The organism is Bacillus cereus group sp. BfR-BA-01331, assembly GCF_022663915.1.
Classification (GTDB): domain Bacteria; phylum Bacillota; class Bacilli; order Bacillales; family Bacillaceae_G; genus Bacillus_A; species Bacillus_A mycoides.
The window spans coordinates 94,279-120,957 of sequence record NZ_JAKUGJ010000009.1; the positions used below are offsets into that span (position 1 = coordinate 94,279).

The following is a 26,679-nucleotide window of genomic DNA, read 5'->3' on the forward strand; positions in this document are numbered from 1 at the left end:
AGGTGTAATTTTAAACTGGGCATGAAGTAAAAATTGAAGTAATTATCTTCAACTTTTACTTCAATTTATTTTAATAACTTTTTTTAAAGCGACTTTTAAATTTTTTATATCGATCCTTATCTCCAAGAACTAGAAGCGAGATACAAATGATAAATGAAATGATAGAAATAACGAGACCCATTTTGAAATAAGGTGTGACGTATTTCATTTCAACTACATGCTGCCCTTTTGAAATAGGAACACCAATAAAGGAAGAATTAGCCTTCGTAAACTCAGTTTCTTTACCGTCAACCTGTATTGACCATCCTTTACTATACGGTACAGATAAATATAGTAATCCATCTTTAGTAGAATTAATATTACCTTTTAAGTAGTTACCTTTATAGTAAATATTTTGTAGGCTATTTTCTTTTAAAGTATTCACTTTTTTCGGGACAGTTTTATAGTTGGTACTGTTGACTTGTAAGTCTTTCAACTCATATTGACCAGGAGTAGGGATCGAAATGATTAGCTCAGTTGGCTTCGCATCTTTTCCTAAATTGTAAACAAATCTTTCTAACGGGTAAGCATAAGCGCCATCTTCATTACCTTTTATCATAGATTTGTCATTCACAGTAACCCCAAATGATTCCTTATTTATATTTCTAATTTTAATTTCAACAAGGAGATCACCTAACATATCGGTATTATCAACAGGTACTATTATACGCCCATTTTCATGAACAGTGAGTATATCTTTCTCTTTATCTATATTTTCCCACTTAATTTTATTTGGATTAATCTTAATTTGTTTTGAATCTAGCTGTTTTGTATTAAATTGTTTTAACGGAAGACTTCCAACATTATCTACAACTACAGCATCTAATAAAAGTTGATCTCTCTCAGCAAAATTAAGTTTTGAAAATTCTTCATCACTTATTCCAGCTTCGTATACATAGCCTAATGGCAGTGCAAATTCGTTTTTATAAATGTTGTAAGGACCTACTTGTTGTAAATATTTATAACCATACGGAATATCAGTTTTATTAGCACCTTCACTTAATACATAATATTTTACCCCTAGCATGTTCTCAAGGAATAGTCGTTTATCTAACTGGAAGAACATAGATGGACTATCATATCCTTGGAAAACATTGTACTTATTTTTCATAAAGTCATGAACATCACGATTGACTAAGCTTTGATAAGTACTTGTACCATGATAACCTTGCAGCATCGGCGTATTCTTATAATTATTGTTTGGATTGATAATTCGATAAAAATCTTTATCTTGATTTTGTATATAATGAATTGCGTCAATTTCATCCTTATTATCGAGACCTGGACCATGTAATGATTCTTTTGTTGCGCCTGCTTGATTAAAGTGTTTACTAAGAGCTGTATCTGAATAGATGTAATTAATACATATTACATTGACCAGTACATTCAATATAATGAAAGATTGTAAGACTGCTTTTGATAAATAGCGCCATAGTAATATTGTAATAATAGATAAAACAGTAGTACCGATTAAAATTTTATCAATCGTTTCTAGTGGTTGTCCGTTTATATTTACTTTTCTATAGAATGCGTAAATAAATAGTGCTGTTGCTAGCAAAGGACCTATTAAAGAGTTGACCTTCTTTTTGTTAAGTAGCATCCAATCTAAAATGTAGGCGGCAGTTTGCGCAACTACAAATGCAAATAAGTAAAACCATCTGTATTGCATAGCGGAAAAGCCATTAAATACGGAATACGTATATGGAAGCATATATAGAACTAACATAAACCCAGTAAAGAGTAACTTATTTGTGACAAGTTTATTGCGTATTAGAAGCGCACTTGTAATAAGGAAGAGGATGAAAACTGGGAATGCGAGCTGATAATCCTCTGTATTATTAATGAAAAAGATACTTTCCATTAAGTTTTTATAAAACGTATCTTCAAAAAATAATGGAATAGTAAATTTTGTAGCTAGTCGATCTGAACTAAATACTCCATTTACAGATGGTATAAAGCAAACAGCGGCTAAACCTAGTGATAAAGAATATAGGAAAGCAATTCTAATATAATAAGTTATAAATGTTTTAATTGTTTTATTCTGCTGTGTAGCAAAATATTGGAAAAAGGCATAAATATAGATGAAAATACTAGTAATGAAAGCGAAATAGAAATTTGATGCAAGCATAAGTGCTGTTGCAAACAGGAATAATCCCTTTTTTCGCTCTAAAATATATTTATCTAATCCCCATATTACTAAAGGTAAAAACACTATAGCATCTGCCATGAAATCCCATAATAAAGAATGGCGAATAAAAGTCACACATCCTCCATATATAATGGCAGAAATGAAAGAAGAAAAAATAGTTTTATTATGATAACGTAAAGAACCATACATGAATAACATCGCTAATGTACTTTTTAAAATACTCATATATAGCTTCATCTCAAAGATTTGGTCAAAATTTAGTTTAGGAAGTAGAAGCGTAAGCCAGAAAAATGGTGCTGTACTATAGTAATAACTAAATTCCCCGAATAAATCTCCACCTAAGCCATAATCCCAAGACCAAAATAAATTCCCATCTTTAAATGCATGTTGTAAAAGGAATGTAAAGAAGCTGAATTGTGATAATGCATCTCCCGTACTAGAAAATACATTGTCTGATTTTAAGAAAAAGTAATGAAAAGCAAATGCACATATTATTAATAATGGAATGATAATAAGTGTGCTTTTAGTAAAAAATGTTCTTTTATTTACCTCTGAAGTCATTAAATGAATAAGCCTCCCCAATACAATTATTAAGATTTAATCCATATTCTCCATATTTAGATATTGTCTTATAATGAAGAAAAACTATGGATGAATCGACGATTTTTAACGGTAGTAATAAAGTTTTCTGTTGTGTAATTTATGGTGTAACGAGTTAATGTTTGTATAAAAGATTAACTGCGAATTGCTTTAATACTAGGTGTTGTACATCTAGGGCTGTTCGTTTCCAAGTATAATCATTCCAGAAAGGCAAGTCAATTTAAGATATAGATTGAAAACAGGGCTCATTCTAAGTGAAGAAGATAAAATAAAAACTTCAAATTAAATTTGAAGTTTTTATTTTTATTTATTTTCGAGCCAGCTTTTTATTTATAAATCCTAAAATCAATCCACGTATTTGTGGGTCAATGGCAAGACCGATAATACCGTACAATATACCAGTAAGTGTTAAAGCTATTAGTGGTGGTAAGTTAATTAATGCTGTGCGGTATATTGCGTAACTGATTATAAACGCTAGGCTATTAAATATTATTCCTTTGAATAGTAATGAAAAACCTTTACGAACGAATAAAGTAAATCCGATTAATAATGTAATCTCGGTAATGATCGCAGCTGCTGCAGCTCCCATCATTCCAAATTGGCTGCCTAATGCGATGTAACTTACGATAGCGACAGCTAATCCAATTCCCATCGTTGTCGCACGCTTCCACTGTTGACCAATAGTTGTTAAATTATCAGCAAGTGGATAGTTGATAGATTGTAAAATAACCATAAAGGCTAAGATTGCAAGAGCATCACTAGCTGGTGCGTATTCTCCCCCTAATAAAGTAACAATCCAAAAGCTTGGATCAGCGATAAATGGAATGGAGATCCCCATTCCTAAGAAGGACATCAGTTTTAATTCGAATTCAGACAGTTTTTTATGTTCATCGATATTCTTTTCATTTCCAAACGCAAACAATTTTGGATAGAAGGCTGCTGCAATGACACCAGGTATTTGATAAAGTACGGCAGGTATTTTATAGGAAGTTCCAAAGAATCCAACTTGCTCATGCGTTGAAACTTTTTCTAATATAATAGGACCTAACTGCGGTAAAAGCATAATGATAATGCCATTGATTGTGAAAATAAGCAGTTGATCTAAAATACCTTTGTCCCAACCCTTATGAATTGTTGTATAGCGGATGGTCATTATAAAGGCAATGACTCCTGTTACAAGGCTAGATATTCCGTACATGGCAGCGACCATCATAAGTGACCATTCAAATGCCATTCCTAGTAGAAGCGCAGCTGCTGCTGTTACACCTTGTAGTACAGAAATAATTGCTGTAAATTGCATACGTTCTGTTACTTGGAAATAAGCCATTCCAACCCCTTGTAAAGTTGCTCCAAACATGGTTGGCAGTACAACCCAATATACCATGGCACGTAAGTACGCATCGGTATAGAAGAACTGAGCGAAAATAGCGAAGAGCACAGAAATTACGATAGCTAATACTAAACGAATACGTAAATAACTACTTATTAATACGCTAATGTTAGCGCTGTCTCTTGTTCCTTCACGCATAAACGTATGTGTCAAACCTGCATCTGTGAAATAACAAATAACAGCGGAAACTGCTAATGCAATCGTAAACATCCCATAGTCACTTGGTGAAACATATCTTGCAAAGAGAATCGTTGCGATAGCTAGTACAAATCGAACGGTGATATTTCCTACAAAGAGGTAGGAGGCGTTTTTAAGAATTTTATTATTTTTCATGGAACAAAACCTTTCTATTCCTTAGGACGCACGTTGTCCTATTTGTAAATTTGATTTGTTTACGGAAAGAATGTTTAGAAGCTTATTTTTATTTAAGAAAACAGAAATTTGATTCGTACAAACCAAAGCATTGCGTATAATTTCTTGCTTCGTTTTCCATTTTTCGAATAAATTTTGCGACAATATTTATTTATATCGCTTTTGATTAGTTGAACTTGTGATTTATCTAATTTAGAGTTGCCCTTAATGTATATACAAGCGTTATTAATGACCGTATATGGGAATAGATAAGTTTCAAGAATTTCAAGAAGTTCTGTAGAATCATTCACGATTAAGTCTTTTGACTTATTATGAACCCAATCCTTCATTCGATTAAATACTTCTAATTCTTTTGCTGTCTTTAATTCATAATCTTTATACTTTGAAGAAAGATTTCCTTCTGATAAAATTCGATAATATGTCAAATATTCATCTACATAGCATACGTTTGTTACGCTCATTAATTTAAATAAAAACTCCAAGTCTTCTCCCCAGCTACATCCTGGTGTAAAACGGATATTATGATTCATTGCGATAGAGCGTTTGAAAACCCAAGTACTTGTTTGAGCAACAACTTGGTGTGTTAAGAATGCTTTTGCCATATCACCTTTAATAAAGTTTGTTGTATGATCAACCTTTTCACCTGTTTCTTCGTAGAAATTCATATAACCACAATAGCACGCGTCCATGTTGTTTTTATGCATACTCTCGATTTGTTTCTCAATTTTAGTTGGATGCCATAAGTCGTCACTATCAAGGAAAGCGATGTATTCTCCGCTAGCATTTTCAATCCCTGTATTACGAGCTACTGAAACACCTTGGTTTTTTTGGTGAACGTATTTTACTTGACCCGGATATTTTTCTGCAAGATTTTTTACGATAGAAGGTGATTGATCTTTACTTCCATCATCTACAATTACAATTTCAATGTTTTTATATGTTTGATCCAGTATTGACTGCATCGTTTCTTCAATATATTTTTCTGTGTTATACAGGGGTATGACAACAGAAACAAGTTGTTTTTGTTCCATCATAGAATTTTTATCTCCTCAAATTTTTTATGTCTTGCACCATATATACAAGCCTTTTGAAAGGAAGAAGATTACAAGAACATCTGTATCAGTTTAACGCATATAAACTTTGTAAATCAACTTTCTATTATTGTACTTTGTATAAAAAGTATTTATTATAGAATATATTGTCTTGTAAAAATATAGAAATATAATTTGAAAATTATGTATTTGAAGGGAGAAGATGAGATGTTAAGGCGATTTACTCGCAAATCTAATGTAATTCTTTTAGGGATTATTATGATAGTCGGTTTTGCGCTTCGTTTTGCAACTTTACAAACACATGGTGCAGATTTGACTATAGCTAGCGATGATATAGGTTATCAAAAAACGGCAACCATTTTATTGGAAACAGGAATGTTAACATATCATGAGCCGGATAAACCAACTATTCATATTATGCCAGGTTTTCCAGCATTTTTAGCTACTGTATTTTACTTTTTTGGAAATGGTAATGAAGGCCTTTTTGTGGCTAAATTAATTATTATCCTATTAGGGGTACTTAGTATTTTACTAACTTATAAGATTGGTACTTATTTATTGAATCCCGCTGCAGGATTAATAGGTGCTTTCTTATTAGCTGTGTATCCTCCAGAGATTGTTATGGAAAATTTAACTTTAACAGAAGGACCGTTTTTATTCTTTTCATTGGGATTATTATATTTTAGTTTAAAATTAGCTGATACTCATAAAACGAAACATTTTCTAATTGTATTAATTTTCTACTTTTTAGCATTGTACTTACGCGTACAAGTTGCTTTATATCCAATACCATTATTTATATATCTCTTAATGAAGCGCTATCCATTCCGCGTTATGATGAAGCAAGCGATTATAAGTATAGGAATAGGACTTATCGTACTTGGACCATGGTGGGCCCGCAATTACATTCAATTTGATAAATTTATTCCACTAACTGCTGGGGCAGGGAATCCGTTATTACTTGGAACGTATCAAGGGAAAGGCTACCCAGAAGGTAAGGATATGGCAACACTTGAAATAGAATTACACGCAAAGTACCCTAACCTGGAAGCACATGAATTTATGGAATTAGAAGAAAAAATAGCGAAAGATAAAATGAAAGAATGGTGGAAAACAGATAAGACCTCCATGATAGAGAGTTATTTAATCTTGAAGCCAGAAATTATGTGGAAAAAACCGTATTATTCTATAGAGCATAATATTGAAGTATTCAATGTTTCTGCAAAGGATATGAATGAAATACATAATTTTATTAAGACGATGTTCTTAATATGTACAATACTTTCATTTATCTTCCTTTTAAAAAGGTGGAGAGAGACTACATTTTTATGGTCAATCCTTTTACTGCAAACAGCCTTAACATGCTTTTATGCTGCATATGAAAGATATGCATTACCATTAATCCCATTCTTATTTATTATAATTGGAGTAGGGACCGTGGCAACGGTTATGAAAATTAGTAAACTATTAATTAGAAACAAATAGTTTGAAATGAAAAGCCCCTTGATTCTTAGAAGAATTAAGGGGTTTTTTGTATATATTAGTATTTAAATAGAAAAAATTATTCGTTATCTGTTTCAGTTTGCGTTACGTTTAATTTTTGCTTTAATAATGCATAATCTTGCGTTAATGTTACAAGTTGATGGTGTAGCTTAGAAATTTTTCTTGTTAGGTCAAAAATTAAGATGAAACAGAATAATAATCCAAATAAGAATAAAATGGATGGTGGATATTCTACTTTTAATAGTTTTCCAATCCAATTTATAATTTTATCAGTAGAACTTAAAATAGCCATTGCAACACAAACAAAAATCCACAAAATAGCATATTTTGTTTCTAAAGTCCCGCGACGAATAGAATTAATAATTAAGAAGAATAATAACAAAATAAAGATGAATGAAAAGGTAATTATATGCATTCACTATCAACCTTTCACGATTTTTTGCATCAATATAGCAAGGCTTACTTTAACCATGTAATATGCAGATTTAAGAGGTGTGATGGAAGATTGTCCACCTTGTCGCTCTTGCATATTTACAGATATCTCATTAATGCGAAGTTTTTTCTTTTTTAAATGAATAAGGACTTCTGGCTCTGGATAATCTTTTGGATAATTGTGTGCAAAAATCTTAATTACTTCTCGATTGATAGCACGATATCCAGAAGTTGGATCCATAAATGTTTGTTTCGTTAACACTTTCAATAGGGCGGTAAAATAAAAAATACCGATTCTTCTTGAAATACTACCTTTATAAGCTGTTTTTTCTGTAAAGCGTGAACCTAGCACCATATCGCATTGGCCTTCAGCAATAGGCTGTATAATTTTGTATAAATCATCCGGATTATGTTGTCCATCAGCATCGAACTGAATTGCAATATCATATCCATTCTCATATGCGTATTTATAGCCAGTTTGTACAGCTGAACCGATGCCCAGATTATATGGTAAATTAATAAGATGAACAGGGAAACTTTTTACGATTTGAGCTGTTTTATCTTGTGAACCATCATTAATAACGCAAATGCTTAATCTTGTAAAATGTTGTTTTAGTTCTAATAATCTTGTTAATGTATCTGCAATTGCTTCTTCCTCATTATATGCTGGAATAATAATTAACGTTTTTGGTATTGAAATTGGTACCTCGATAGACATTATCGCACCACTCCTTACATATTTAACCACATTATGGTTATTTTCAAACAACTTTACTTAATATACCATTAATAGTATAAGGAAATAAAGGAAAAACTAATGGGTGACTTTAGGAGGGGGCCACTGAATATAAAGGCAAGAAATAGTATTTTTTATAATAAAAAATACATGCAAGGAAGAGCCCGTGCATGTATGATGAGAAGATTATGTTAAATATTCCAAGGCTTACTTAAAGTTAAAACTTCAGCCATCTCTTTACTTTTTAAACGTCCCTTTTTTCGATTTTCCGCGCGTTCTAAACCGGTTGTGTGTAACCAATGTTCTTCCTTAGTTTCAGGGAGTACTTGTGGTACGGACGAAGGCTTTCCATCTTTTATTGCCACAAATGTAATGAAGCAAGTAGCAGCAATTCTACGTTCGCCTGCTAATAAATTCTCTGCAATTACTTTTACGAAAACTTCCATTGAAGATTTCCCTGTATAACATACAAATGCTTCATAACAAACAGAATCTGCTTGGTGAATTGGAGTTAAAAAATCAACGGAATCGATAGATGCTGTTACGCAATGTTTGCGGCTATGTCTCGCAGCTGCAATTGAAGCAATACTATCAATTTCTGCTAATAATTTTCCCCCGAAAAGTGTTTGGTGATTATTTAAATCGTTCGGAAAAACACGTGTTGTTTTAATTGCTTTTGATTCTCGCATGAATTTCTTTTCCATATATTCAGCCCCTATAGTCTGTTTTCAATCAGAATGAAATGTGTAAGTGGAATACTCATATTAGATACTTAATGAAGTAAAGTGTATTCTAAAAGATGATTAGTTAAACTTCTGTATTTGTATTCATGTAACTGAAAGAAAATTTATTTTATCTAAAATGTAGTGTAAAAGAGGATTCGCTTACATTGCAAGTGAAAAAGTAATGACCATGTATTTGTCATAGAAATTCCCTGTTAACCTTGTGCCTATTCATGATAGAATCGTTTTGTTATGAATGGAAATAGAGGTGCAATGGACATATGAATCATATAAGAACAAATTTTTCTTCTTTCTTTAGTAAAATAATGATTGGTACGATACTCGCATTTTTTGTTTATAGTTGTTGGTCGGCTTTTGAAACAAGTAAGCAATTTTTTGGAGGAAGTACAACAAGTATTACAATCGTATTAGTGATTTTTATTATTCTTATTTTGTTAATAGCATCGATTTTGCAATATCGTTTTACAGATAAGCAATTTCTTATTTTTCTTATAAGCATATCTATAGTTGCAAGACTGATTACAGTTCTATTTGTAGACAGTCCGATGATAGGTGATATGAAAGCTATGTATGAGTCTGCAAAGCAGATTGCAATTGGCAATAATATAGAAAATATAGCACAGTTACCTTTTATTATTTATGAATCGATCATCATTCGTATATTTGGTGATACGGTATTCGCTTTACAATTATTTAATATTTTATTTTGTACAGGAACTGCATTTTTCATTTATCGCATTGCGTCAATGGTCTTTGGAGAAGAGTGTGGTCGTATTGCATCAATGTTTTACGCTTTATATATTCCAAATATATTTATGAGTTCTGTATTAACGGCGGAATCACTCGCAATATTTTTATTTTATTGTGCTTGTTACATATTTTTATATAAGGGATTAGACCATCCTTATATGTGGGTAATTTCAGCCATTTTATTTGCGCTTAGCAATATGATTTTCCCGATGGGGTTATTTTTACCTATTTTTATAGCTGCATATGTGCTGTTAATTGAAGTGTTTCAATCAGGGGCGAAACAAAAATTACTATTAAAAATGATAGGACTCCTTATTGTATTTTATAGTACTCATTTTGGTGTGAGTTATGGTATCAAGATGATGGGAATGTCACAGTATACAATTTCTAATGAGACTTATGTTCAAACTGTTTTAATTGGAAAAAGTCAAAGTGAAGAAAAAATATTCAAAAATCAAAGTGTAAAAGAGCATATTGATCAAGAGTTGAAAGAAATTGAAGAAGAAAGATTTAAACCCTTAAAACCGGTTATTAACAAATTTTCAGATGAGGGAACAAGTTCTATTCTATTTAAAAGTGAAAAGCTTATATATATAGTGGTGACATTGTTTATGGCCATAGCTTTATTACATTTTCTAATTAAGAAACAACAAAATGAAGGATATATGTTGTTTGTATTATTAATTACCGGATATGTGTCGTTAAGGCTCTTCCGAGTAGATATGGCATATTATAATATTAGTATGCCAGCTTTGTTTATTTTACAAAGCTTTGGCGTTTATATGAGTTATTTTTATTGCCAAAAAATATTTTTCAGAAAATAAAAGAATCCATTTTGGATTCTTTTTTTGTAGATGGATGATAAGGATGAATGCAAAGTGGAGATTCGTCTTATCGGTTTAGTTCTAGTTGTAAATTATCCGCTGTTAAGGCCATTGTTGAGGAATCGTCTTGAATACTCTTCATTACTTGTGAGATAGTCTCTAATTCATTTTCAATTTTTTTATTTTGTTCTTTAGAGTTAGACATATCTTTTACGATTTCTTGGAAATATTGATCTGTCGCATGCATACTATCTGTCCCTTCAGATACGAGAGAGCTTATTTGTTCCACGGAAGAAGAGACGTGTATAATTTGTTCATTAGTTTTTTCAACGAGTTTTGTAACGTTGGAAATTGATTCTTTCGTTTGCTCTGATAACTTTCGGATTTCTCCCGCTACGACTGAAAAACCTTTACCAAATTCGCCAGCACGTGCAGATTCAATAGCAGCATTTAATGCTAGTAAATTTGTCTGCTCGGCGATTGATTTTACAATATCAATGATTTCGTTAATTTTGTTAGAAATATCAAGAAGCTCATGAGTATCAGTAATGATAGTTTCCATATTCGTTTGGATGCTTTCCATTCGTTTGTTTTGCAGATTTAATTGTTCTTTTCCTTTATTGGCCTTTTCTTCTGATGTCGTAGCTAATGATGTACCTGTTTTTGCAATTCCTACGATACTTTCTGATTTAGATGTTAACTGTTGAATAGAAGAGCTTGTTTTTTCAGATACTGCTGCTAGTTCTGTTGCAATATGTGTAATCGTCATAGCTGTCAGTTCTTTTTCTTTTTCATGTTCCTTTTGGATTCTTTCATATTCGGATTCATAAGCTGCAATAACGAGTTCTTGTTCTAATGTTAGTAATTTATTTATTACGTTTATAGAATAAGAAAAATCGTCTATCGTTGAAATTTTCGTTTGCAAAATCTTTATGACGGAGCGGAATAATTCTTGATAAGCAGCGGTATACCATTTTCTATGTAAACCAATTTGTACGTGCCTTTTTGCAATTCTAACACGTTGTTCAATAAAATCTTCATTCATATTCCCGCTGAACAATTCTTTAATATGTGTCTTTAAAGTTTGTTTTAATTTTGGAATAGAGCTGTAGCGTTCAATAACAGCAATTAAATTAGGTTGTTTTGTGATGTTGGTGTAGAATTTTTCTGTTATCCAATCTATTTCCTCATAAATAAATGGCTGTAATACTTTAACAATTTGTAAATCTTCCTTTGAAATATGTAGCATATCCATTTGAGTTTTTAGTTCAGAATTAGCAGGCACGTTAAATATGATTTGTTGGCCTTTGCTTAATTCAATTATACTGGTGTTTGTTTTATTTTTTTTAAAAACCCCAAGCATCATTCTTCCCCCTGTTTATAAAACGTTTTCATTTTTTTATTCTAATGTAATTATATATTTTTATATACAATTACTCTATAGTATATGGAATTGTATATAAATTAAGAGAATTCTATGCAGAATTCTCTTAATGGCCTTTATTAATTTTTGCATGTGTTTTAAAGAAAACTGGGAAATGTACATTATATATTACGGTGACTACACGAATAACGAATGTTATTAATAAACAAACATAGAAAGCTAAGACGTGTGCCCCCATTGCATGTGTAATTAGGAAACTAACTGCTCCTAAAATAGAAGCAATTGCATATATTTCTTTTCGGAATACATACGGGATATCTTGAGCGCAAATGTCGCGTAAAATACCGCCCCCAATACCTGTAATAACTCCCATTGAAACGACTAAAAACGAGGCGTCAACGTGATGTGACATTGCTGCATTTGCACCAATAGCTGTAAATACACCTAAACCAACAGCATCAGAAAGCATAATAACGACTTGAAGTTTATTAATGCGCTCAAAAAACATACATGTGAATAATGCTGATAGTACACTTACGAAAAAGTAAATGGGTTTTACAAATGCGACAGGAGGCAGGTTACCAATCATAATATCACGAATAATACCGCCGCCGAGCGCAGTAGCTACAGCTAAACAAAGGACACCAAATAAATCTAGATCTTTTTTCAAACCAACTAATGTACCAGAAATGGCAGCGGCGATAATGCCAAGAAACGTAAATATATCGATTAATAACATGGCTTTAATTCCTTCCTCTTAAAGATGTTCCAGAGAAAAAATATACACTAAAGTTTTGGAAATAACAATTACTTTTCGCTACATGTAGAAAAATGGATGAAATAGCTAAAGAAAGCGTTTGAAAATGCTTGATAAGTAGCGATAAAGTAAAGTGAAAAAGTGTGGGAAGATTCATTGCATAGTTTTTTTGATGTAGCTTAGTTAGAGGGGTGGTACAATAGGAGAAGTCCGTTTTGTACATTTGTATAAAATGATAAAAAAATATTTATGTACGGTCGAAAATAAGTGTATATGTGTTAGATAGTTTTTATAGGGATAGGGAAGGATAGCTAAAAGACAATGTTTTCGGTTACTAATAATGCTGGATTTGACTAGTTTCGGCATGAAAAATAGTTCTCAATTTAAATATGAGTTATGTTATAATTGCTAGGTATGTTTAAACAGTAGAAAACTATGATTAAAAGATAATGTGAAGATTTTGTATGGAGGTCTTGGAATGTTAGCAAATCAAGCTAGGGTTAGATTTGAGCATTTTTTGCTCATTTTTATTATTTTACAGCCTGTTTTAGATTTATTAACGTCTCTTAGCATTGAGTTATTAAAAGTAAATGCGACAGTTGGAATTATGGTAAGATTCCTCATTATGGCAATGGGTGGTATTTATATTTTAATTCAGGCAAAAGAAAGAGAAAATAGGAAGTTTTTGATTTATCTTGTATTACTAGGAGCTATATTAGGAATAGGATTTATTAATAATAAGTTAATCAAGAGTCCTATTGTAATCGCAGAAGAGGTTAAATTCATTGGAAAAGCATTGTATATATATATTATGCTTGTTTCATACATTTTAGCTTTAAAATCACTGAAGAAGACAGTAAATATTAGCGATAAAGTTAGAAATAGCATTGTGTATTCAACATTAATTATTAATGCTATTATGGTTATTTCTATTACAACTTCTACAGACTTTGGAAGTTATGAGTGGATGAAGGTTGGTTCCCGAGGATGGTTCTATGCAGGTAATGAACTAGGGTCAATCTTAGCTATTATTTTCCCTATTGTGGTATTATATTCTATTCAAAAAACAAAGAGCGTGAAGCACGTTTTATATTGGATTCCATCGCTTCTAATGATTTACTCTTTAATTCAAGTTGGTACGAAAGTAGGAATGGGCTCAATTGGTGCTACATTAGCGGCAGCAATCGGGATTATTGTACTACAATTATTATTTGATAGAAGAAATCCGAACAAAAAATCTCTTACACTTAATGCATTAATTGCGATTGTCCTATTAGCTGGTGTAGTTGGAACATTTAAAATGACGCCATTAGCACAAAATATGGGCATTCATAATAACTATTTAGCAGAACAAAATGTAGCACAGCACGGTCAAAAAGAACAAGAAATTAAAGATAAACTGAAAAAAGAACAAGAAATTAAAGAAAAAGAAGAAAAACAACATAAAGTTGAGAAACCAGAAGAAAAGGCGAAGGTAGAAGCTGAAGTTAAGAAAGAGCTTGAGAAAGAGCAAAAGAAAGAAAATCAAGAGAATCTTATTTTCAGTGGACGTCAAGTATATGAAGAGAGACATAAGCAGTTCTTTAAAGAAGCGCCAACGTCACAAAAGTTATTAGGAATGGGTTATGCAGGTAACTATAAATATAATGAACAAAAGCAGCCAGATCCGAAGCTAATCGAAATGGACTTCCATGATTGGTTTTATGATTTCGGAATTATTGGTTTTGCGTTAATGATGATTCCATTTATTTATTACGGCGTAAGAATCCTACTAGCATTTGTTACAAGATTTAAGGAAATATTTAATGTGAAATATGGAATGATTACAGCAAGCTTAGTATTAGCATTAGGTATTGCATATATTGCAGGACATATTTTGACAGCACCAGGAGTAGGGATTTACTTTGTAGTGGTGTTAGCTTATCTAATCGTAGATTTAGAAATTGAATGATAAAAATAAAAGCTAACTTTTGTTAGCTTTTATTTTTTAGTACAGTAAAATAAAGATAGATGGAAATGTAGCGAGGATTTAAAGGAGGAAAAAATATGAGGATATTGCATATGAATGCAGGAGCAGAAGATGGTGGAGGAAAAACACATATTATTTCACTGCTCGATCAATTTCCGAATGGTGAAGTAGAATTAGCAGTATTTGAAGATGGAATTGTTGCGAAAGAAGCAAGAGAGCTAGGGATAAAAGTTCATGTATTTTCACAAAAATCTCGCTATGATTTATCCATTTTAAAAAACATAAGTGAATTCATTAATAAAGAAAAATTTGATGTAGTTCATACACACGGTCCTAGGGCAAATTTCTTTGTTTCTTTAATGAAAAAGAAATTCGCGGCAAAATGGGTAACGACAATTCATAGTGATCCATTTCAAGACTTTACTAAACAAGGCTTAAAAGGCTGGATTTTTACTAAATTAAATTTGAAAGCTTTAAAAAATATAGATTTATTTTTTGTTGTAACGAATAGGTTGAAAAAAAGCTTAGCCGCATTAGGTATTTCAAATGAAAAGATGCATGTTATCTATAACGGGATTGAATATGATCAGGAAAAAGCAGATGGCTATAATAAAAAGGAAATGTTTAATATTGATGAAGATGTGTTTACGGCAATCCAAGTAGCGCGTTTGCATCCTGTTAAAGGACATGAAGTTTTATTCGATGCGTTACAACAAACAAAATTGGAGAAAATTAAAGTGTTATTAGTTGGTGACGGGCCGTTAGAAAGAGAACTAAAGGCGTTAGCTACTGAAAAAGGGATTAATGATAAAGTTGAATTTTTAGGGCATCGTCAAGATGTGAAACAATTATTTGCTTCATCACATGTCAATTTGTTAACTTCCCATAGCGAAGGATTTCCATTAGTTTTATTAGAAGCGGCAAATCAACGTGTACCATCAATTGTGACTAGAGCTGGAGAAATCGAACCATTAATTGCAGATGAAACTTATGGGTGGATTGTACCAACTGGTGATGGAAAAGCATTGGCATCGGCATTAGAAGAGGCGTATGATAAGTGGAAAACTGGAGAGTTATCAGTAATGGGCAAGCATATTTATGAGCATGCTACTATGAACTTCTCACTTCAAAAATTATATGAAGATACGAAAGAAACATATAAGCAATTAATAGCAAAAAACCTTTAATGATAGAGAGGATAGTTAAATATGGCAGTACAAACGGTTGATATTCTAGGTGTTCCTTTCTCAACAATGACAATGGATGAAACGGTCCAATATTTAAAGGAACAACTAGAATTGGAGCAAACTCATACTTTTCAGGTAGTAACAGCAAACCCTGAAATTGTTATGTGTGCAAAAAAGGATGAAAAATTCCATAAAACATTACTAAATACCGATTTAATTACACCTGATGGTATTGGGGTTGTAAAAGCAAGTGGTATGCTTGGTACACCTGTAAAAGAACGTGTAGCAGGTTTTGATTTAATGTGTAATTTATTTGCGAAGTTATCAGAAGAGAATAAACCAGTATCTGTTTTCTTATTAGGTGCAAAACCACATGTTGTACAAGCCGCGGCTGATCATTTAACGAAGACATATTCGGCTGCATCTATCGTCGGGATACAAGATGGATATTTTAAACAAGAAGAAGAAGAGAATATTGTTTCACGTATTCAAGAGGCAAAACCAGATCTATTACTTGTTGCACTTGGCTTTCCAAGACAAGAAAACTTTATCCAAAACAATAAGCATCGTTTAGAAACGAAAATGGCTGTTGGAGTAGGCGGTAGTTTAGATGTGTGGGCTGGAGAGGTAAAGCGTGCGCCAAAATGGATTCAATCTATTCATTTAGAGTGGTTTTACAGATTATGTAGTAATCCAACACGTTGGCGTCGTCAGTTAGTATTAGCTGAATTTTTAAAAGAAGTAATGCGTTCAAAAAAGTAGCGGAATATCGCTACTTTTTTTTATTTGTTTATTTTTGATAAACATTTTACTTTTGGGAATGATGAAGGAGAATTTTTTATAAGAAATTATTTTACTTATGCAATACACACATGTAAAATGATGTGTAAAGACACCTATGTAAGGAGGACTTCTTGTGAGCAAGGTAAAAGAAATTTCGAAGCGAAAGCTACTGGGTATAGCAGGGCTTGGCTGGCTATTTGATGCAATGGATGTTGGAATGCTTTCATTTGTAATCGTAGCACTCCAAAAAGATTGGGGATTAAGTACTCAAGAAATGGGTTGGATAGGTAGCGTTAATTCAATTGGTATGGCAGTAGGAGCGCTCCTTTTTGGGATACTATCAGATAAAATAGGACGGAAATCAGTCTTTATTATTACATTATTACTATTTTCTATCGGTAGTGGTTTAACTGCTTTAACGACGACATTCGCGATGTTCCTCGTTTTACGCTTTTTAATTGGTATGGGACTTGGCGGGGAACTTCCAGTTGCATCTACTCTTGTATCAGAAAGTGTTGAAGCGCACGAACGTGGAAAAATAGTTGTACTATTAGAAAGCTTTTGGGCTGGTGGTTGGTTAATCGCAGCTCTTATCTCATATTTTGTTATTCCTAAATACGGTTGGGAAGTTGCTATGGTAATAAGTGCAGTTCCAGCGTTATATGCTTTATATTTAAGATGGAATTTACCCGATTCTCCAAGGTTTCAAAAGGTTGCAAAAAGGCCATCTGTTATTGAAAATATAAAATCGGTTTGGTCTGGAGAATATCGTAAAGCAACAATTATGTTATGGATTCTATGGTTTTGTGTGGTCTTTTCCTATTATGGAATGTTCCTTTGGTTACCTAGTGTAATGGTACTGAAAGGCTTTAGTTTAATAAAAAGTTTTCAGTACGTACTCATTATGACTTTAGCTCAACTTCCAGGATATTTCACAGCTGCATGGTTTATTGAACGTCTTGGTCGTAAATTTGTATTGGTTACGTATTTAATTGGTACAGCATGTAGTGCTTATGTGTTCGGAATTGCGGATTCATTAACAGCATTAATAGTGGCGGGTATGTTACTATCCTTCTTTAATTTAGGTGCTTGGGGTGCATTATACGCTTATACACCGGAACAGTATCCAACAACTATTCGCGGTACAGGTGCAGGAATGGCAGCTGCATTTGGGCGTATTGGTGGTATTCTTGGACCACTATTAGTAGGGTATTTAGTTGCTTCACAAGCTTCACTATCGCTAATATTTACGATTTTCTGTGGATCAATTTTAATTGGGGCACTTGCTGTAGTTATACTTGGTCAAGAAACGAAACAGAGGGAATTAGTATAAAGAGAAACCTTAATCAGTGGTGTTTTGTCCATCAACCACTGATTATTAGCCCGCACCAATCGGGATAAAAGAAAAGGGGAACCAAAGTGGTTTCCTTTTTTCTGTTTTTTTAGATAAATAATGGTATAGTAAGAAAAAGGGAATGTTTCTTATTAAAGCGAATGTATACAACAAGACATATGGACAAAGGAATTAGGTGGCTGGATAAATGAAAATCTTACTTATCATGGAAGAAACAGAAGAGCGAAGAAAATTAGTTGAGAACTTTACTGAAAACATTCGAAATGTAGAATGTTTTGAAGCGAAAACTGGAACAGAATCTTTGCTAATAATGAAAAAACATACACCTGATTTTGTTTTTTTAAATTCGCAATTAATGGATGGTACTGGTTTTGAATATTCGAGTTTGTTACGAGAAGTGAATTGTTATACGAAATTTATTTTTATTGGTGAGGATATAGAAGAGGCAATTACAGCTTTTCGTTTCCAAGCGTTTTATTATTTATTACGACCATTTCGTGAAGAAGATTTACAATTCATTTTATATAAAATGGGAAAAGAACAAGGTGAGAAAGCAAAGAGTCATCTGCGTAAACTGCCGATAGAAGGCCATGAGGGGATTAGATATATTCTCCCGGAGGATATTGTATATATTAGTAAAAATAAGGAAAACAAAACAGTTTCAATTTATACAACGAATAATCAGTATATTTCAACATACACACTCCAGGAATTAGAAAATAAACTAAATGCATATGATTTTTTACGTGTACATAAAAGCTATTTAATTAATATGTCATATGTACAAGAACTTAAACCTTATTATAATGGCACGTATAATTTGCATTTAGACAGGTACGATGAGCAACCGATTCCAGTAAGCCGTAATTATGTAAAACGGCTTCGAAATAAAATTGAGCTATGACAAGTAATGAGAGAATTTTAACATAATAGCCTAGAAATCCTTCATGATAAGGAGGATTCAAATTAAATATTCAGAAAATTTAGTACAATCTCCTCTAAGAAGTAGTAATGGGGGGATTGTACGTGAAAACATTGAAATCAATTTTACTTTGGGGAGTTATTGCAGCAGTAGGAGCATCTGCTTTTGGTGTAATAGCTTTATCACAAGGTGAGACAATTAATGCTGTATGGCTATTAGTTGCTGCTGTATCAGTGTATGCGATTGCTTATCGTTTTTATAGTAGATTTATAGCAAAGAAAGTTTTTGGCCTAGATAATAATAGGCAAACGCCTGCTCATACGTTAAATGATGGGAAGGATTATGTTCCAACAAATAAATGGGTTTTATTCGGACATCACTTCGCTGCGATTGCAGGGGCAGGTCCTTTAGTAGGACCAATTTTGGCGGCGCAGATGGGGTATTTACCTGGGACTATTTGGATTATTGTTGGGGTAGTTATTGCCGGAGCTGTACAAGATTTTGTAATTTTATTTGCTTCAATGAGACGTAATGGTAAATCATTAGGAGAAATGATTAAAGATGAAATTGGTCCTGTTACAGGATTAATTGCGATGATTGGTATTTTAGGTATTATGATAATTTTATTAGCAGTATTAGCTTTAGTAGTTGTGAAGGCACTTGTTGGAAGCCCATGGGGAATGTTTACAATCGCAGCAACAATTCCAATTGCTATTTTAATGGGAGTTTACATGCGTTACATTAGACCAGGGCGAGTAGGGGAAGGATCAGTAATCGGTATTGTTCTACTAGTCCTATCGCTTATTGGTGGACAGTATGTAGCAGAAAATCCAACGCTTGCAAGTATGTTTACTTTTAGTGGTGAAACAATTGCTATTATGCTTATCGTATATGGATTCATTGCATCGGCATTACCAGTTTGGATGCTCCTTGCACCACGTGATTATTTAAGTACATTTTTAAAAATAGGAACGATACTTGGGTTAGCAATTGGTATTTTAATTGTAGCTCCAGATTTGAAGATGCCGGCAGTATCTAAGTTTATTGATGGAACAGGCCCCGTCTTCTCCGGGAATTTATTTCCGTTCTTATTTATTACAATAGCTTGCGGTGCTGTCTCTGGATTCCACGCTCTCGTTTCATCAGGTACGACGCCGAAAATGATTGAGCAAGAAGGTCATGCACAGCCAATTGGTTATGGGGCAATGTTAATGGAATCATTTGTAGCAGCGATGGCTATGATTGCAGCTTGTGTATTAACACCAGGAACTTATTTTGCAATTAATAGTCCAGCAGCACTGATCGGAACAGATGTATCACAAGCGGCTCAAGTTATTTCTTCGTGGGGATTTGCTATTACACCGAATGAATTAAAAGAACTTGCTGTTAACGTTGGAGAACAGACCATTTTATCACGTACAGGTGGCGCACCAACATTAGCAATTGGTATGGCACATATATTTTCACAAGTAATAGGTGGAACGGCGATGATGGCATTTTGGTACCATTTTGCCATTCTTTTTGAAGCACTATTTATTTTAACAACGATTGATGCTGGAACACGTGTAGGACGATTTATGATTCAAGATATTTTAGGGCATGTGTACAAGCCGTTTGCGAAAACAGATTCCACAATAGCGAATGTGGTTGCTACAACGTTATGTGTATTAGGCTGGGGGTACTTCTTATATCAAGGGGTGGTTGACCCTCTCGGTGGAATTAATACGCTATGGCCACTTTTCGGTATTGCAAATCAAATGTTAGCGGGGATTGCACTATTACTTGGAACGACAATTTTATTCAAAATGGGGAAAAAGGCATACGTTTGGGTAACGCTTATTCCGACTATAGGATTACTTATTGTAACGATGACAGCTGGTTATCAAAAGTTATTTCATGAAAATCCTAAAATAGGATTTCTATCACATGCGAAAGTGTTTCAGGGAGCATTAGATGATGGTAAGATATTAGCTCCAGCTAAAAATGTTGCGCAAATGAAACAAATTATTTTTAATGACTATATTGATGCGGCACTTTGTGGAATTTTTATGATAGTTGTAATTGCTGTATTAATTTCTGCAATTCGAATTTGGATTCAAGTATTAAGAAATAAGCCAATGCCGTTAAAGGAGGCACCATATATTCCAAAAGATGAAAGTGAGTCGAGGAACTATGCTTAAAAATTTACGGAACGTATGGGGAAAGAGAAAGCAATTTATTAGTTTACTTGTCGGAGTTCCAAGTTATGAAACGTATGTAAATCACATGAAAATAAATCATCCAGAAGAGAAAATTTTATGTCAAAAGCAATTTTTTGCTGAGGCACAAGAAGCTAGATTTAATGCAAAAGGCGGAAAAATATCACGATGTTGTTAATGGAAGGGGCGAAATTTCGTCCCTTTTTATTTTGTTGTTCCACGTGGAACAACAAAATAAAAAAGTTTGGGAATTATAGGGATTTCGTAATACAATAACATATGGAAAGGGATAGATGGAAAAGAAAAAGTAGGGAGATTATTTTATGTTCAGAGATCTATTTGTAAATATGACAATTATTCTTTCCTTTATCTTTGTAGGTGGTCAGCTTTTAAGAGATAAGCCGTTAAAAGAGGGATTCGCTGTTTGGCAAAAATGTGTAGTAGGTATTTTTACTGGGATATTAGGTGTATTATTAATGCATTTTGGTGTACATATTGAAGATAGTCTGTTGGATTTACGTTACTTGGCAGTTATTTTGGCAGTTATAATTGGGGGGCCGATAGCCAGTAGTATAACAGTTGCTATCATTTTAATAACTCGGCTACTTTTTACTGATTACTCTTTAGCCTCTGAGTTGGCTTGCTATACCATCATAGTAACCGGAATTGGTATTGTCTTCATTTGGCGGATGAAAATTTCTATATTTACAAAGTGGATATGGCTTAATGTGTATAGCTTGTCTATTTTAATATTACCACTGTCTATTTTATTTAAGGATGTATCTGTAGTGGTATTATATTTAATTTGTTGTATTGTAGCAGCATACATCACATTTGTAAGTGCAAGTTACGTATTGCAATCCAATGAATTATTTCAAACGATGAAGCATTATGCAACGATAGATGCATTAACGAATCTAGGAAATGTAAGACAGTTTGATTTCGAGATGAATCGTCATATTGGTAGCAAGCATATGAAAAATGATTCACTTTGTTTATTACTTATAGATATTGATCACTTTAAGTATGTAAATGATACGTACGGTCATCCTGCTGGAGATGAAGTGTTAAAACAACTAGGGCGTATTTTGTTAGAAAATGCACCATTCCCAAATTTAGTCTTTCGAAAGGGTGGCGAAGAGTTTGCTCTGTTGTTACCGAAAAAAATGATAGCATTTGGAACTCGTATAGGGGAACAAATTCGACTAGCAGTTGAAAAGCATTCATTTCAACTGCAAAATGGGGAAAAAATTAAAATTACAGTTTCTGTTGGGCTTTCAGAATATAAAAAATCACCTGAGCAATTTATTCAATCAGCGGATGATGCGTTATATTATTCAAAAAGAAATGGTAGAAACAAGGTTAGTTCAGCATCATAGGAATTTGGGGAGTACTTTAAAACATTTCTGTAAAGTAATTAAAACCCACAGAACAATAAATGTTCTGTGGGTTTTAATCTATTTTTAAATTTATTAATAAAAAGCTTTATGTTAGACAAGTTCTTTCGGTGCAACGAATTTGCGGTATGCACCGTGATGTGTTGGTCCTACATATTCGTTAATCTTAAATGAATGACGAATTGCAGCTGTGATGAATTCTTTCGCAGTTTTTACTGCTTCTTTCACCGTTTTTCCTTTTGCAAGTTCTGCTGTAATTGCAGCAGAATATGTACAACCTGCACCGTGTGTATTTGTCGTATCAATCTTTTCTGATTCTAGAAGATCGAATGTTTCGCCGTCATATAACACATCAATAGCAGTTTCTGTACCTAGTTTGCTACCACCTTTAATCAGTACGTATTTAGCGCCTAAAGCATGGATTTTTTTTGCAGCTTCTTTCATGTCCTCAAGAGAATTAATTTTCACACCACTTAATTGATATGCTTCAAATAAGTTAGGCGTTACGACTAATGCCTTTGGAACAAGAACGTCACGTAAGCAGTCATTTGTTTCAGGATGTAACGCTTCATCCGCTCCTTTACATACCATAACAGGATCAACTACTACATTTTCGAAATTGTGCTTTTCAATTGTTTCCGCAACCATTTCGATAATTTCTACTGATCCAAGCATACCCGTTTTTAAAGCATCTACGCCAACGCCTTCAATTGTCGTTTCTAATTGTGGTTTTAATGTAGAAGCTGGGATTGGGAATACGTTATGTGCCCAGCCGTTATGTGGATCCATCGTTACGATTGTCGTAAGGGATGTCATTCCGTATACACCAAGTTCTTGGAATGTTTTTAAATCTGCTTGTATACCAGCACCGCCACTTGTGTCAGAACCAGCGATAGTAAGTGCCTTATTTAATGTCATTATGAAAGCCCCCTCAAGTGATATAATGAAAACTATGTTTTCACCATTATATCAATGTTACGAATAAGTACAAAGTGAAAAGTAGATGATTTATGTTAAGTACTATTTAAAATCTTGTATGTAGGAGACGAATTATGTTTCAAGAGAATCGTACAAATGAATTAGTTATATTAAAAGAGATTGCAGAAACGTTGAATACCTCAAATGATACATATCACGTACTTCAAGCTGTGCTGGAAAAGCTGTTGAATGTAACTGGTTTAACGACAGGATGGATTTTCCTTGCGGATGAAAATGGTAGATATACAAAATTAATTGATTACCAATTACCAGAGGGATTGAAATTCGAAAATAAACGACCGATGTGTGAGGGGAATTGCTGGTGCTTACACCGCTTTGTGGAAGGAAAACTAGAGCGAGCAGTTAATATTATTGAATGTAAGAGAATTAATAATGCGATTGAATACAACTGGGGAGATACAGAAGGGATTGTACATCATGCGACAGTACCGCTAAAAGCGGGAGAAGATGAATTTGGCGTGTTAAATGTAGCTAGCCCAGGTAAAACGCATTTTTCGGAAGAAGAATTAGTACTATTACAATCAGTTGCCTTTCAAATTGGAACGGCATTAAAGCGTACAAAACTGTATGAAAATGAAAAGAGAAGAGCTCATTATTATGTAAAGTTAGAACGCTTTATTCAAGCTTTAAGGACAATTCATAAATTTAATGCATTACCAGAAGAGATTGTAATGCAAATAGGGAGCTTATTTCTATGGGAGCAAGTTGTATTCTTTATTAGAGAAGAAAATGAACTAGCTGTGAGAGCTTCTTATAAGAAAGGTGAACTACAAGATGATTTGAGGGCAGCAGCACAGGAAGCGTTGGAAAAAGAAGAATCTGTTTTGTTGAAGCGTCAGGTTGGTAATATAGAACATCCCAATAGGGCAGTTATCGCTATTCCGATACATATTCAAGATCATATATTTGGAGTATTAAGTGTAAGTTCTAATAATGGAGAATTTGATATAAATACGATAGATGTAGTACAAGCGTTAGCAAATCATATTTCATTAATGATAGAGAACTTAAGATTAAATGAAAAACGTCGCGAACTTGTACGAATGGAAGAGCGTAATCGTTTAGCTAGAGATTTACATGATTCTGTTTCACAAAAGTTGTTTTCATTAACGTTTATGACGAAAGGCGCTGAAGCTGTCTTAAAGGGTCAAAATGAAAAGGTAGATCAGTCTTTGTATGAGATGCGTGAATTAGCACAAGGTGCCTTAAAGGAAATGAGGACATTAATTTGGCAGCTCCGTCCAGCTGGATTAGAGAAAGGGTTATTACCAGCTTTAAAGCAATATGGTGAAAGTTTAGGATTGAAAATTCGGGAGCAAGTTACAGGTGTACGTGATTTGCCGCGTGTAGTAGAAGAAGCGCTATGGCGAATTGGACAAGAAGCTTTAAATAACGTAAGTAAGCATGCGAATGTAAGAGAAGCGACGATTTATTTCAAAGTGACGGAGAAAAATGTATCATTAGAAATAGTCGATCAAGGAAATGGGTTTGTAGAAAAGGATATAAAAGAGAAGAAATCACTCGGTATGACTACGATGCGTGAAAGAGTAGAATTAGTTGGTGGAACAATTAAAATTGTAAGTAGTAAGAAACGAACGAGTATAAAAGTAAATGTACCATTATGATGTGAAAATGAGGGAAGTTTGTGAAAATAAAAGTATTGTTAGTTGATGATCATACAGTTGTTTTAAAAGGATTAGCATTTTTTCTAAGCACACAGGAAGATTTTGAATTAGTTGGTGAAGCAAACAATGGGAAAGAGGCGCTAGTGAAAGTAGGCGAAACGAGTCCAGATGTCGTATTAATGGATTTATATATGCCTGAGATGGATGGAATTGAGGCAACAGCTTGTATTAAAAAAGAATATCCAAACGTGAAAGTAATTGTATTGACTAGTTTTTCTGATCAAGCTCATGTATTGCCGGCACTAAAAGCTGGGGCGAGCGGTTATATTTTAAAAGATATTGAACCAGATCAGCTTGTTGAAGCTATTCGAAGCGCGTATAAAGGTAATATTCAATTACATCCAGATATAGCAAATGCTCTTCTTTCTCAAACATTACCACAGGAAGAGAAAGAAGAAGAACCTTCCGTTCAAGTGGATGTATTAACGGCGAGAGAAAATGAAGTATTGCAGTTATTGGCGAAAGGGATGAGTAATAAAGAAATTGCTTCTGTTTTAGTTATTACAGAAAAAACGGTAAAAGCTCATATGAGTAGTATTTTGAGTAAGTTACATTTATCCGATCGCACACAAGCAGCATTATATGCAGTGAAAAATGGAATCGTATAAGACAAAAGTCGTAAGACCTAGTTCGCCTTTAGAAGGTGGACTTTTTTTATGGAAAAATACGTCTATGTGAGGACGTAATTGTCTTGATATAAAGATAAAATGTATTTGTAAGCAACAATAATTATAAGGGAGTACCCTTTTTCGTAAGTAATATATAACAACATAAGAGTGAGTAGTAGGAGGAAAAACAATGGCAACAGTTTTATTTGTAAAAGCAAACAACCGCCCAGCGGAACAAGCAGTTAGTGTGAAATTATACGAGGCATTTTTAGAAAACTATAAAGAAGCGCATCCGAATGATACAGTGGTAGAACTTGATTTATATAAAGAAGAATTACCATATGTAGGCGTAGATATGATTAATGGTACATTCAAAGCAGGTAGAGGATTTGATTTAACAGAAGAAGAAGCAAAAGTGGTAGCAGTTGCTGATAAGTATTTAAATCAATTCTTAGAAGCTGATAAAGTAGTTTTCGGTTTCCCATTATGGAACTTAACGATTCCGGCCGTATTACACACGTATATTGATTATTTAAACCGTGCTGGTAAAACGTTTAAATATACACCAGAAGGTCCAGTTGGGCTTATTGGAGATAAGAAGATTGCATTATTAAATGCACGCGGCGGCGTATATTCTGAAGGACCAGCAGCTGAAATGGAAATGGCTGTAAAATATGTAGCGAGCATGATGGGCTTCTTCGGTGCAACAAACATGGAAACGGTAGTTATTGAAGGACATAACCAATTCCCAGATAAAGCAGAAGAGATCATTGCAGCAGGTCTTGAAGAAGCGGCTAAAGTAGCAAGTAAATTTTAATTTAAATTATAATCGCCACTCAAAAAACA

At 33.4% G+C, this 26,679-nt stretch carries 22 protein-coding genes and 1 pseudogene; 13 read left to right on the forward strand and 10 right to left on the reverse strand.

Annotated elements, in window-relative coordinates; genetic code table 11:
• Nucleotides 1–70: 70 nt before the first annotated feature.
• The 3 genes from MR155_RS17760 to MR155_RS17770 form a co-directional block, all read right to left on the reverse strand.
• Nucleotides 71–2,749: a YfhO family protein gene (locus MR155_RS17760; RefSeq protein WP_219300749.1), complete on the reverse strand. Its 2,679-nt coding sequence runs from the start codon at nt 2,747–2,749 to the stop codon at nt 71–73.
• 346 nt (nt 2,750–3,095) lie between these two features.
• A complete protein-coding gene (locus MR155_RS17765; RefSeq protein WP_242310751.1) occupies nt 3,096–4,511 on the reverse strand; it encodes an oligosaccharide flippase family protein in 1,416 nt (471 codons plus the stop codon).
• 92 nt (nt 4,512–4,603) lie between these two features.
• On the reverse strand, nt 4,604–5,584 hold the full coding sequence (locus MR155_RS17770; protein WP_242310753.1) for a glycosyltransferase family 2 protein: 981 nt from the start codon (nt 5,582–5,584) through the stop codon (nt 4,604–4,606).
• 225 nt (nt 5,585–5,809) lie between these two features.
• Between MR155_RS17770 and MR155_RS17775 the strand changes: the two genes are divergently transcribed.
• Nucleotides 5,810–7,087, forward strand: a complete 1,278-nt coding sequence (locus MR155_RS17775) for a glycosyltransferase family 39 protein (RefSeq protein ID WP_113936140.1) — start codon at nt 5,810–5,812, stop codon at nt 7,085–7,087.
• A gap of 76 nt (nt 7,088–7,163) precedes the next feature.
• Here the strand turns inward: MR155_RS17775 and MR155_RS17780 are convergent, their stop codons facing one another.
• The 3 genes from MR155_RS17780 to MR155_RS17790 all read right to left on the reverse strand — a co-directional run bounded on the left by MR155_RS17780 (nt 7,164) and on the right by MR155_RS17790 (nt 8,977).
• Nucleotides 7,164–7,520 (reverse strand): DUF2304 domain-containing protein, encoded by a 357-nt coding sequence (locus MR155_RS17780; RefSeq protein ID WP_070145695.1) that lies wholly within the window; start codon nt 7,518–7,520, stop codon nt 7,164–7,166.
• Nucleotides 7,521–7,526: 6 nt separating this feature from the next.
• Complete coding sequence (locus MR155_RS17785; RefSeq protein ID WP_219300757.1) at nt 7,527–8,255, reverse strand: glycosyltransferase family 2 protein; 729 nt, start codon at nt 8,253–8,255, stop codon at nt 7,527–7,529.
• Nucleotides 8,256–8,464: 209 nt separating this feature from the next.
• Nucleotides 8,465–8,977, reverse strand: a complete 513-nt coding sequence (locus tag MR155_RS17790) for an acyl-CoA thioesterase (protein WP_002144630.1) — start codon at nt 8,975–8,977, stop codon at nt 8,465–8,467.
• A gap of 299 nt (nt 8,978–9,276) precedes the next feature.
• Between MR155_RS17790 and MR155_RS17795 the strand changes: the two genes are divergently transcribed.
• On the forward strand, nt 9,277–10,590 hold the full coding sequence (locus MR155_RS17795) for an ArnT family glycosyltransferase (protein WP_242310755.1): 1,314 nt from the start codon (nt 9,277–9,279) through the stop codon (nt 10,588–10,590).
• A gap of 67 nt (nt 10,591–10,657) precedes the next feature.
• On the opposite strand, the gene MR155_RS32250 is transcribed toward MR155_RS17795, so the two are convergent.
• The 3 genes and pseudogenes from MR155_RS32250 to MR155_RS17805 all read right to left on the reverse strand — a co-directional run bounded on the left by MR155_RS32250 (nt 10,658) and on the right by MR155_RS17805 (nt 12,713).
• A complete protein-coding gene (locus MR155_RS32250; protein WP_002184479.1) occupies nt 10,658–11,359 on the reverse strand; it encodes a methyl-accepting chemotaxis protein in 702 nt (233 codons plus the stop codon).
• 99 nt (nt 11,360–11,458) lie between these two features.
• A pseudogene (locus MR155_RS32255) lies at nt 11,459–11,956 on the reverse strand (protoglobin family protein); the annotation flags it as partial.
• Between the two features lie 124 nt (nt 11,957–12,080).
• Nucleotides 12,081–12,713: a trimeric intracellular cation channel family protein gene (locus tag MR155_RS17805; RefSeq protein WP_000924380.1), complete on the reverse strand. Its 633-nt coding sequence runs from the start codon at nt 12,711–12,713 to the stop codon at nt 12,081–12,083.
• A 496-nt stretch (nt 12,714–13,209) separates the two neighbouring features.
• Here MR155_RS17805 and MR155_RS17810 point away from each other — a divergent pair, with 496 nt between their 5' ends.
• The 8 genes from MR155_RS17810 to MR155_RS17845 all read left to right on the forward strand — a co-directional run bounded on the left by MR155_RS17810 (nt 13,210) and on the right by MR155_RS17845 (nt 22,523).
• The gene (locus tag MR155_RS17810) at nt 13,210–14,682 is read left to right on the forward strand and encodes an O-antigen ligase family protein (RefSeq protein WP_242310756.1); all 1,473 of its coding nucleotides are present in this window, start codon (nt 13,210–13,212) and stop codon (nt 14,680–14,682) included.
• Between the two features lie 95 nt (nt 14,683–14,777).
• A complete protein-coding gene (locus MR155_RS17815; RefSeq protein ID WP_088033868.1) occupies nt 14,778–15,887 on the forward strand; it encodes a glycosyltransferase family 4 protein in 1,110 nt (369 codons plus the stop codon).
• A gap of 21 nt (nt 15,888–15,908) precedes the next feature.
• Nucleotides 15,909–16,649 (forward strand): WecB/TagA/CpsF family glycosyltransferase, encoded by a 741-nt coding sequence (locus tag MR155_RS17820; RefSeq protein WP_088033866.1) that lies wholly within the window; start codon nt 15,909–15,911, stop codon nt 16,647–16,649.
• Between the two features lie 154 nt (nt 16,650–16,803).
• Complete coding sequence (locus tag MR155_RS17825) at nt 16,804–18,003, forward strand: MFS transporter (RefSeq protein WP_002138953.1); 1,200 nt, start codon at nt 16,804–16,806, stop codon at nt 18,001–18,003.
• Nucleotides 18,004–18,211: 208 nt separating this feature from the next.
• The gene (locus MR155_RS17830; protein WP_002089871.1) at nt 18,212–18,928 is read left to right on the forward strand and encodes a LytR/AlgR family response regulator transcription factor; all 717 of its coding nucleotides are present in this window, start codon (nt 18,212–18,214) and stop codon (nt 18,926–18,928) included.
• A gap of 122 nt (nt 18,929–19,050) precedes the next feature.
• Complete coding sequence (cstA, locus tag MR155_RS17835) at nt 19,051–21,126, forward strand: carbon starvation CstA family protein (RefSeq protein ID WP_242310758.1); 2,076 nt, start codon at nt 19,051–19,053, stop codon at nt 21,124–21,126.
• The gene (locus MR155_RS17840; protein WP_002130134.1) at nt 21,119–21,322 is read left to right on the forward strand and encodes a YbdD/YjiX family protein; all 204 of its coding nucleotides are present in this window, start codon (nt 21,119–21,121) and stop codon (nt 21,320–21,322) included. Before cstA ends, MR155_RS17840 begins: the two co-directional genes overlap by 8 nt.
• Before the next feature lie 145 nt (nt 21,323–21,467).
• On the forward strand, nt 21,468–22,523 hold the full coding sequence (locus MR155_RS17845) for a diguanylate cyclase (protein ID WP_219300771.1): 1,056 nt from the start codon (nt 21,468–21,470) through the stop codon (nt 22,521–22,523).
• Between the two features lie 111 nt (nt 22,524–22,634).
• On the opposite strand, the gene pdxK is transcribed toward MR155_RS17845, so the two are convergent.
• Nucleotides 22,635–23,459, reverse strand: coding sequence for a pyridoxine/pyridoxal/pyridoxamine kinase (gene pdxK / locus MR155_RS17850; protein ID WP_002016397.1), 825 nt, complete (start codon nt 23,457–23,459; stop codon nt 22,635–22,637).
• A gap of 134 nt (nt 23,460–23,593) precedes the next feature.
• Here pdxK and MR155_RS17855 point away from each other — a divergent pair, with 134 nt between their 5' ends.
• The 3 genes from MR155_RS17855 (at nt 23,594) to MR155_RS17865 (ending at nt 26,650) form a co-directional block, all read left to right on the forward strand.
• Nucleotides 23,594–25,165 carry a GAF domain-containing sensor histidine kinase gene (locus tag MR155_RS17855; RefSeq protein ID WP_113936147.1) on the forward strand — a complete coding sequence of 524 codons (1,572 nt, stop codon included), beginning with the start codon at nt 23,594–23,596 and terminating at the stop codon, nt 25,163–25,165.
• A gap of 20 nt (nt 25,166–25,185) precedes the next feature.
• Nucleotides 25,186–25,833, forward strand: a complete 648-nt coding sequence (locus MR155_RS17860) for a response regulator (RefSeq protein ID WP_002016393.1) — start codon at nt 25,186–25,188, stop codon at nt 25,831–25,833.
• 190 nt (nt 25,834–26,023) lie between these two features.
• A complete protein-coding gene (locus MR155_RS17865) occupies nt 26,024–26,650 on the forward strand; it encodes an FMN-dependent NADH-azoreductase (RefSeq protein WP_113936148.1) in 627 nt (208 codons plus the stop codon).
• Nucleotides 26,651–26,679 lie beyond the last annotated feature (29 nt).

What these genes read in the sequence shown, in the direction of transcription:
- MR155_RS17760 (WP_219300749.1), bottom strand. Translation starts at nt 2,749, where the DNA reads ATGACTTCAGAGGTAAATAAAAGAACATTTTTTACTAAAAGCACACTT.
- MR155_RS17765 (WP_242310751.1), bottom strand. Translation starts at nt 4,511, where the DNA reads ATGAAAAATAATAAAATTCTTAAAAACGCCTCCTACCTCTTTGTAGGA.
- MR155_RS17770 (WP_242310753.1), bottom strand. Translation starts at nt 5,584, where the DNA reads ATGATGGAACAAAAACAACTTGTTTCTGTTGTCATACCCCTGTATAAC.
- MR155_RS17775 (WP_113936140.1), top strand. Translation starts at nt 5,810, where the DNA reads ATGTTAAGGCGATTTACTCGCAAATCTAATGTAATTCTTTTAGGGATT.
- MR155_RS17780 (WP_070145695.1), bottom strand. Translation starts at nt 7,520, where the DNA reads ATGCATATAATTACCTTTTCATTCATCTTTATTTTGTTATTATTCTTC.
- MR155_RS17785 (WP_219300757.1), bottom strand. Translation starts at nt 8,255, where the DNA reads ATGTCTATCGAGGTACCAATTTCAATACCAAAAACGTTAATTATTATT.
- MR155_RS17790 (WP_002144630.1), bottom strand. Translation starts at nt 8,977, where the DNA reads ATGGAAAAGAAATTCATGCGAGAATCAAAAGCAATTAAAACAACACGT.
- MR155_RS17795 (WP_242310755.1), top strand. Translation starts at nt 9,277, where the DNA reads ATGAATCATATAAGAACAAATTTTTCTTCTTTCTTTAGTAAAATAATG.
- MR155_RS32250 (WP_002184479.1), bottom strand. Translation starts at nt 11,359, where the DNA reads ATGACGATTACACATATTGCAACAGAACTAGCAGCAGTATCTGAAAAA.
- MR155_RS17805 (WP_000924380.1), bottom strand. Translation starts at nt 12,713, where the DNA reads ATGTTATTAATCGATATATTTACGTTTCTTGGCATTATCGCCGCTGCC.
- MR155_RS17810 (WP_242310756.1), top strand. Translation starts at nt 13,210, where the DNA reads ATGTTAGCAAATCAAGCTAGGGTTAGATTTGAGCATTTTTTGCTCATT.
- MR155_RS17815 (WP_088033868.1), top strand. Translation starts at nt 14,778, where the DNA reads ATGAGGATATTGCATATGAATGCAGGAGCAGAAGATGGTGGAGGAAAA.
- MR155_RS17820 (WP_088033866.1), top strand. Translation starts at nt 15,909, where the DNA reads ATGGCAGTACAAACGGTTGATATTCTAGGTGTTCCTTTCTCAACAATG.
- MR155_RS17830 (WP_002089871.1), top strand. Translation starts at nt 18,212, where the DNA reads ATGAAAATCTTACTTATCATGGAAGAAACAGAAGAGCGAAGAAAATTA.
- MR155_RS17840 (WP_002130134.1), top strand. Translation starts at nt 21,119, where the DNA reads ATGCTTAAAAATTTACGGAACGTATGGGGAAAGAGAAAGCAATTTATT.
- MR155_RS17845 (WP_219300771.1), top strand. Translation starts at nt 21,468, where the DNA reads ATGTTCAGAGATCTATTTGTAAATATGACAATTATTCTTTCCTTTATC.
- pdxK (WP_002016397.1), bottom strand. Translation starts at nt 23,459, where the DNA reads ATGACATTAAATAAGGCACTTACTATCGCTGGTTCTGACACAAGTGGC.
- MR155_RS17855 (WP_113936147.1), top strand. Translation starts at nt 23,594, where the DNA reads ATGTTTCAAGAGAATCGTACAAATGAATTAGTTATATTAAAAGAGATT.
- MR155_RS17865 (WP_113936148.1), top strand. Translation starts at nt 26,024, where the DNA reads ATGGCAACAGTTTTATTTGTAAAAGCAAACAACCGCCCAGCGGAACAA.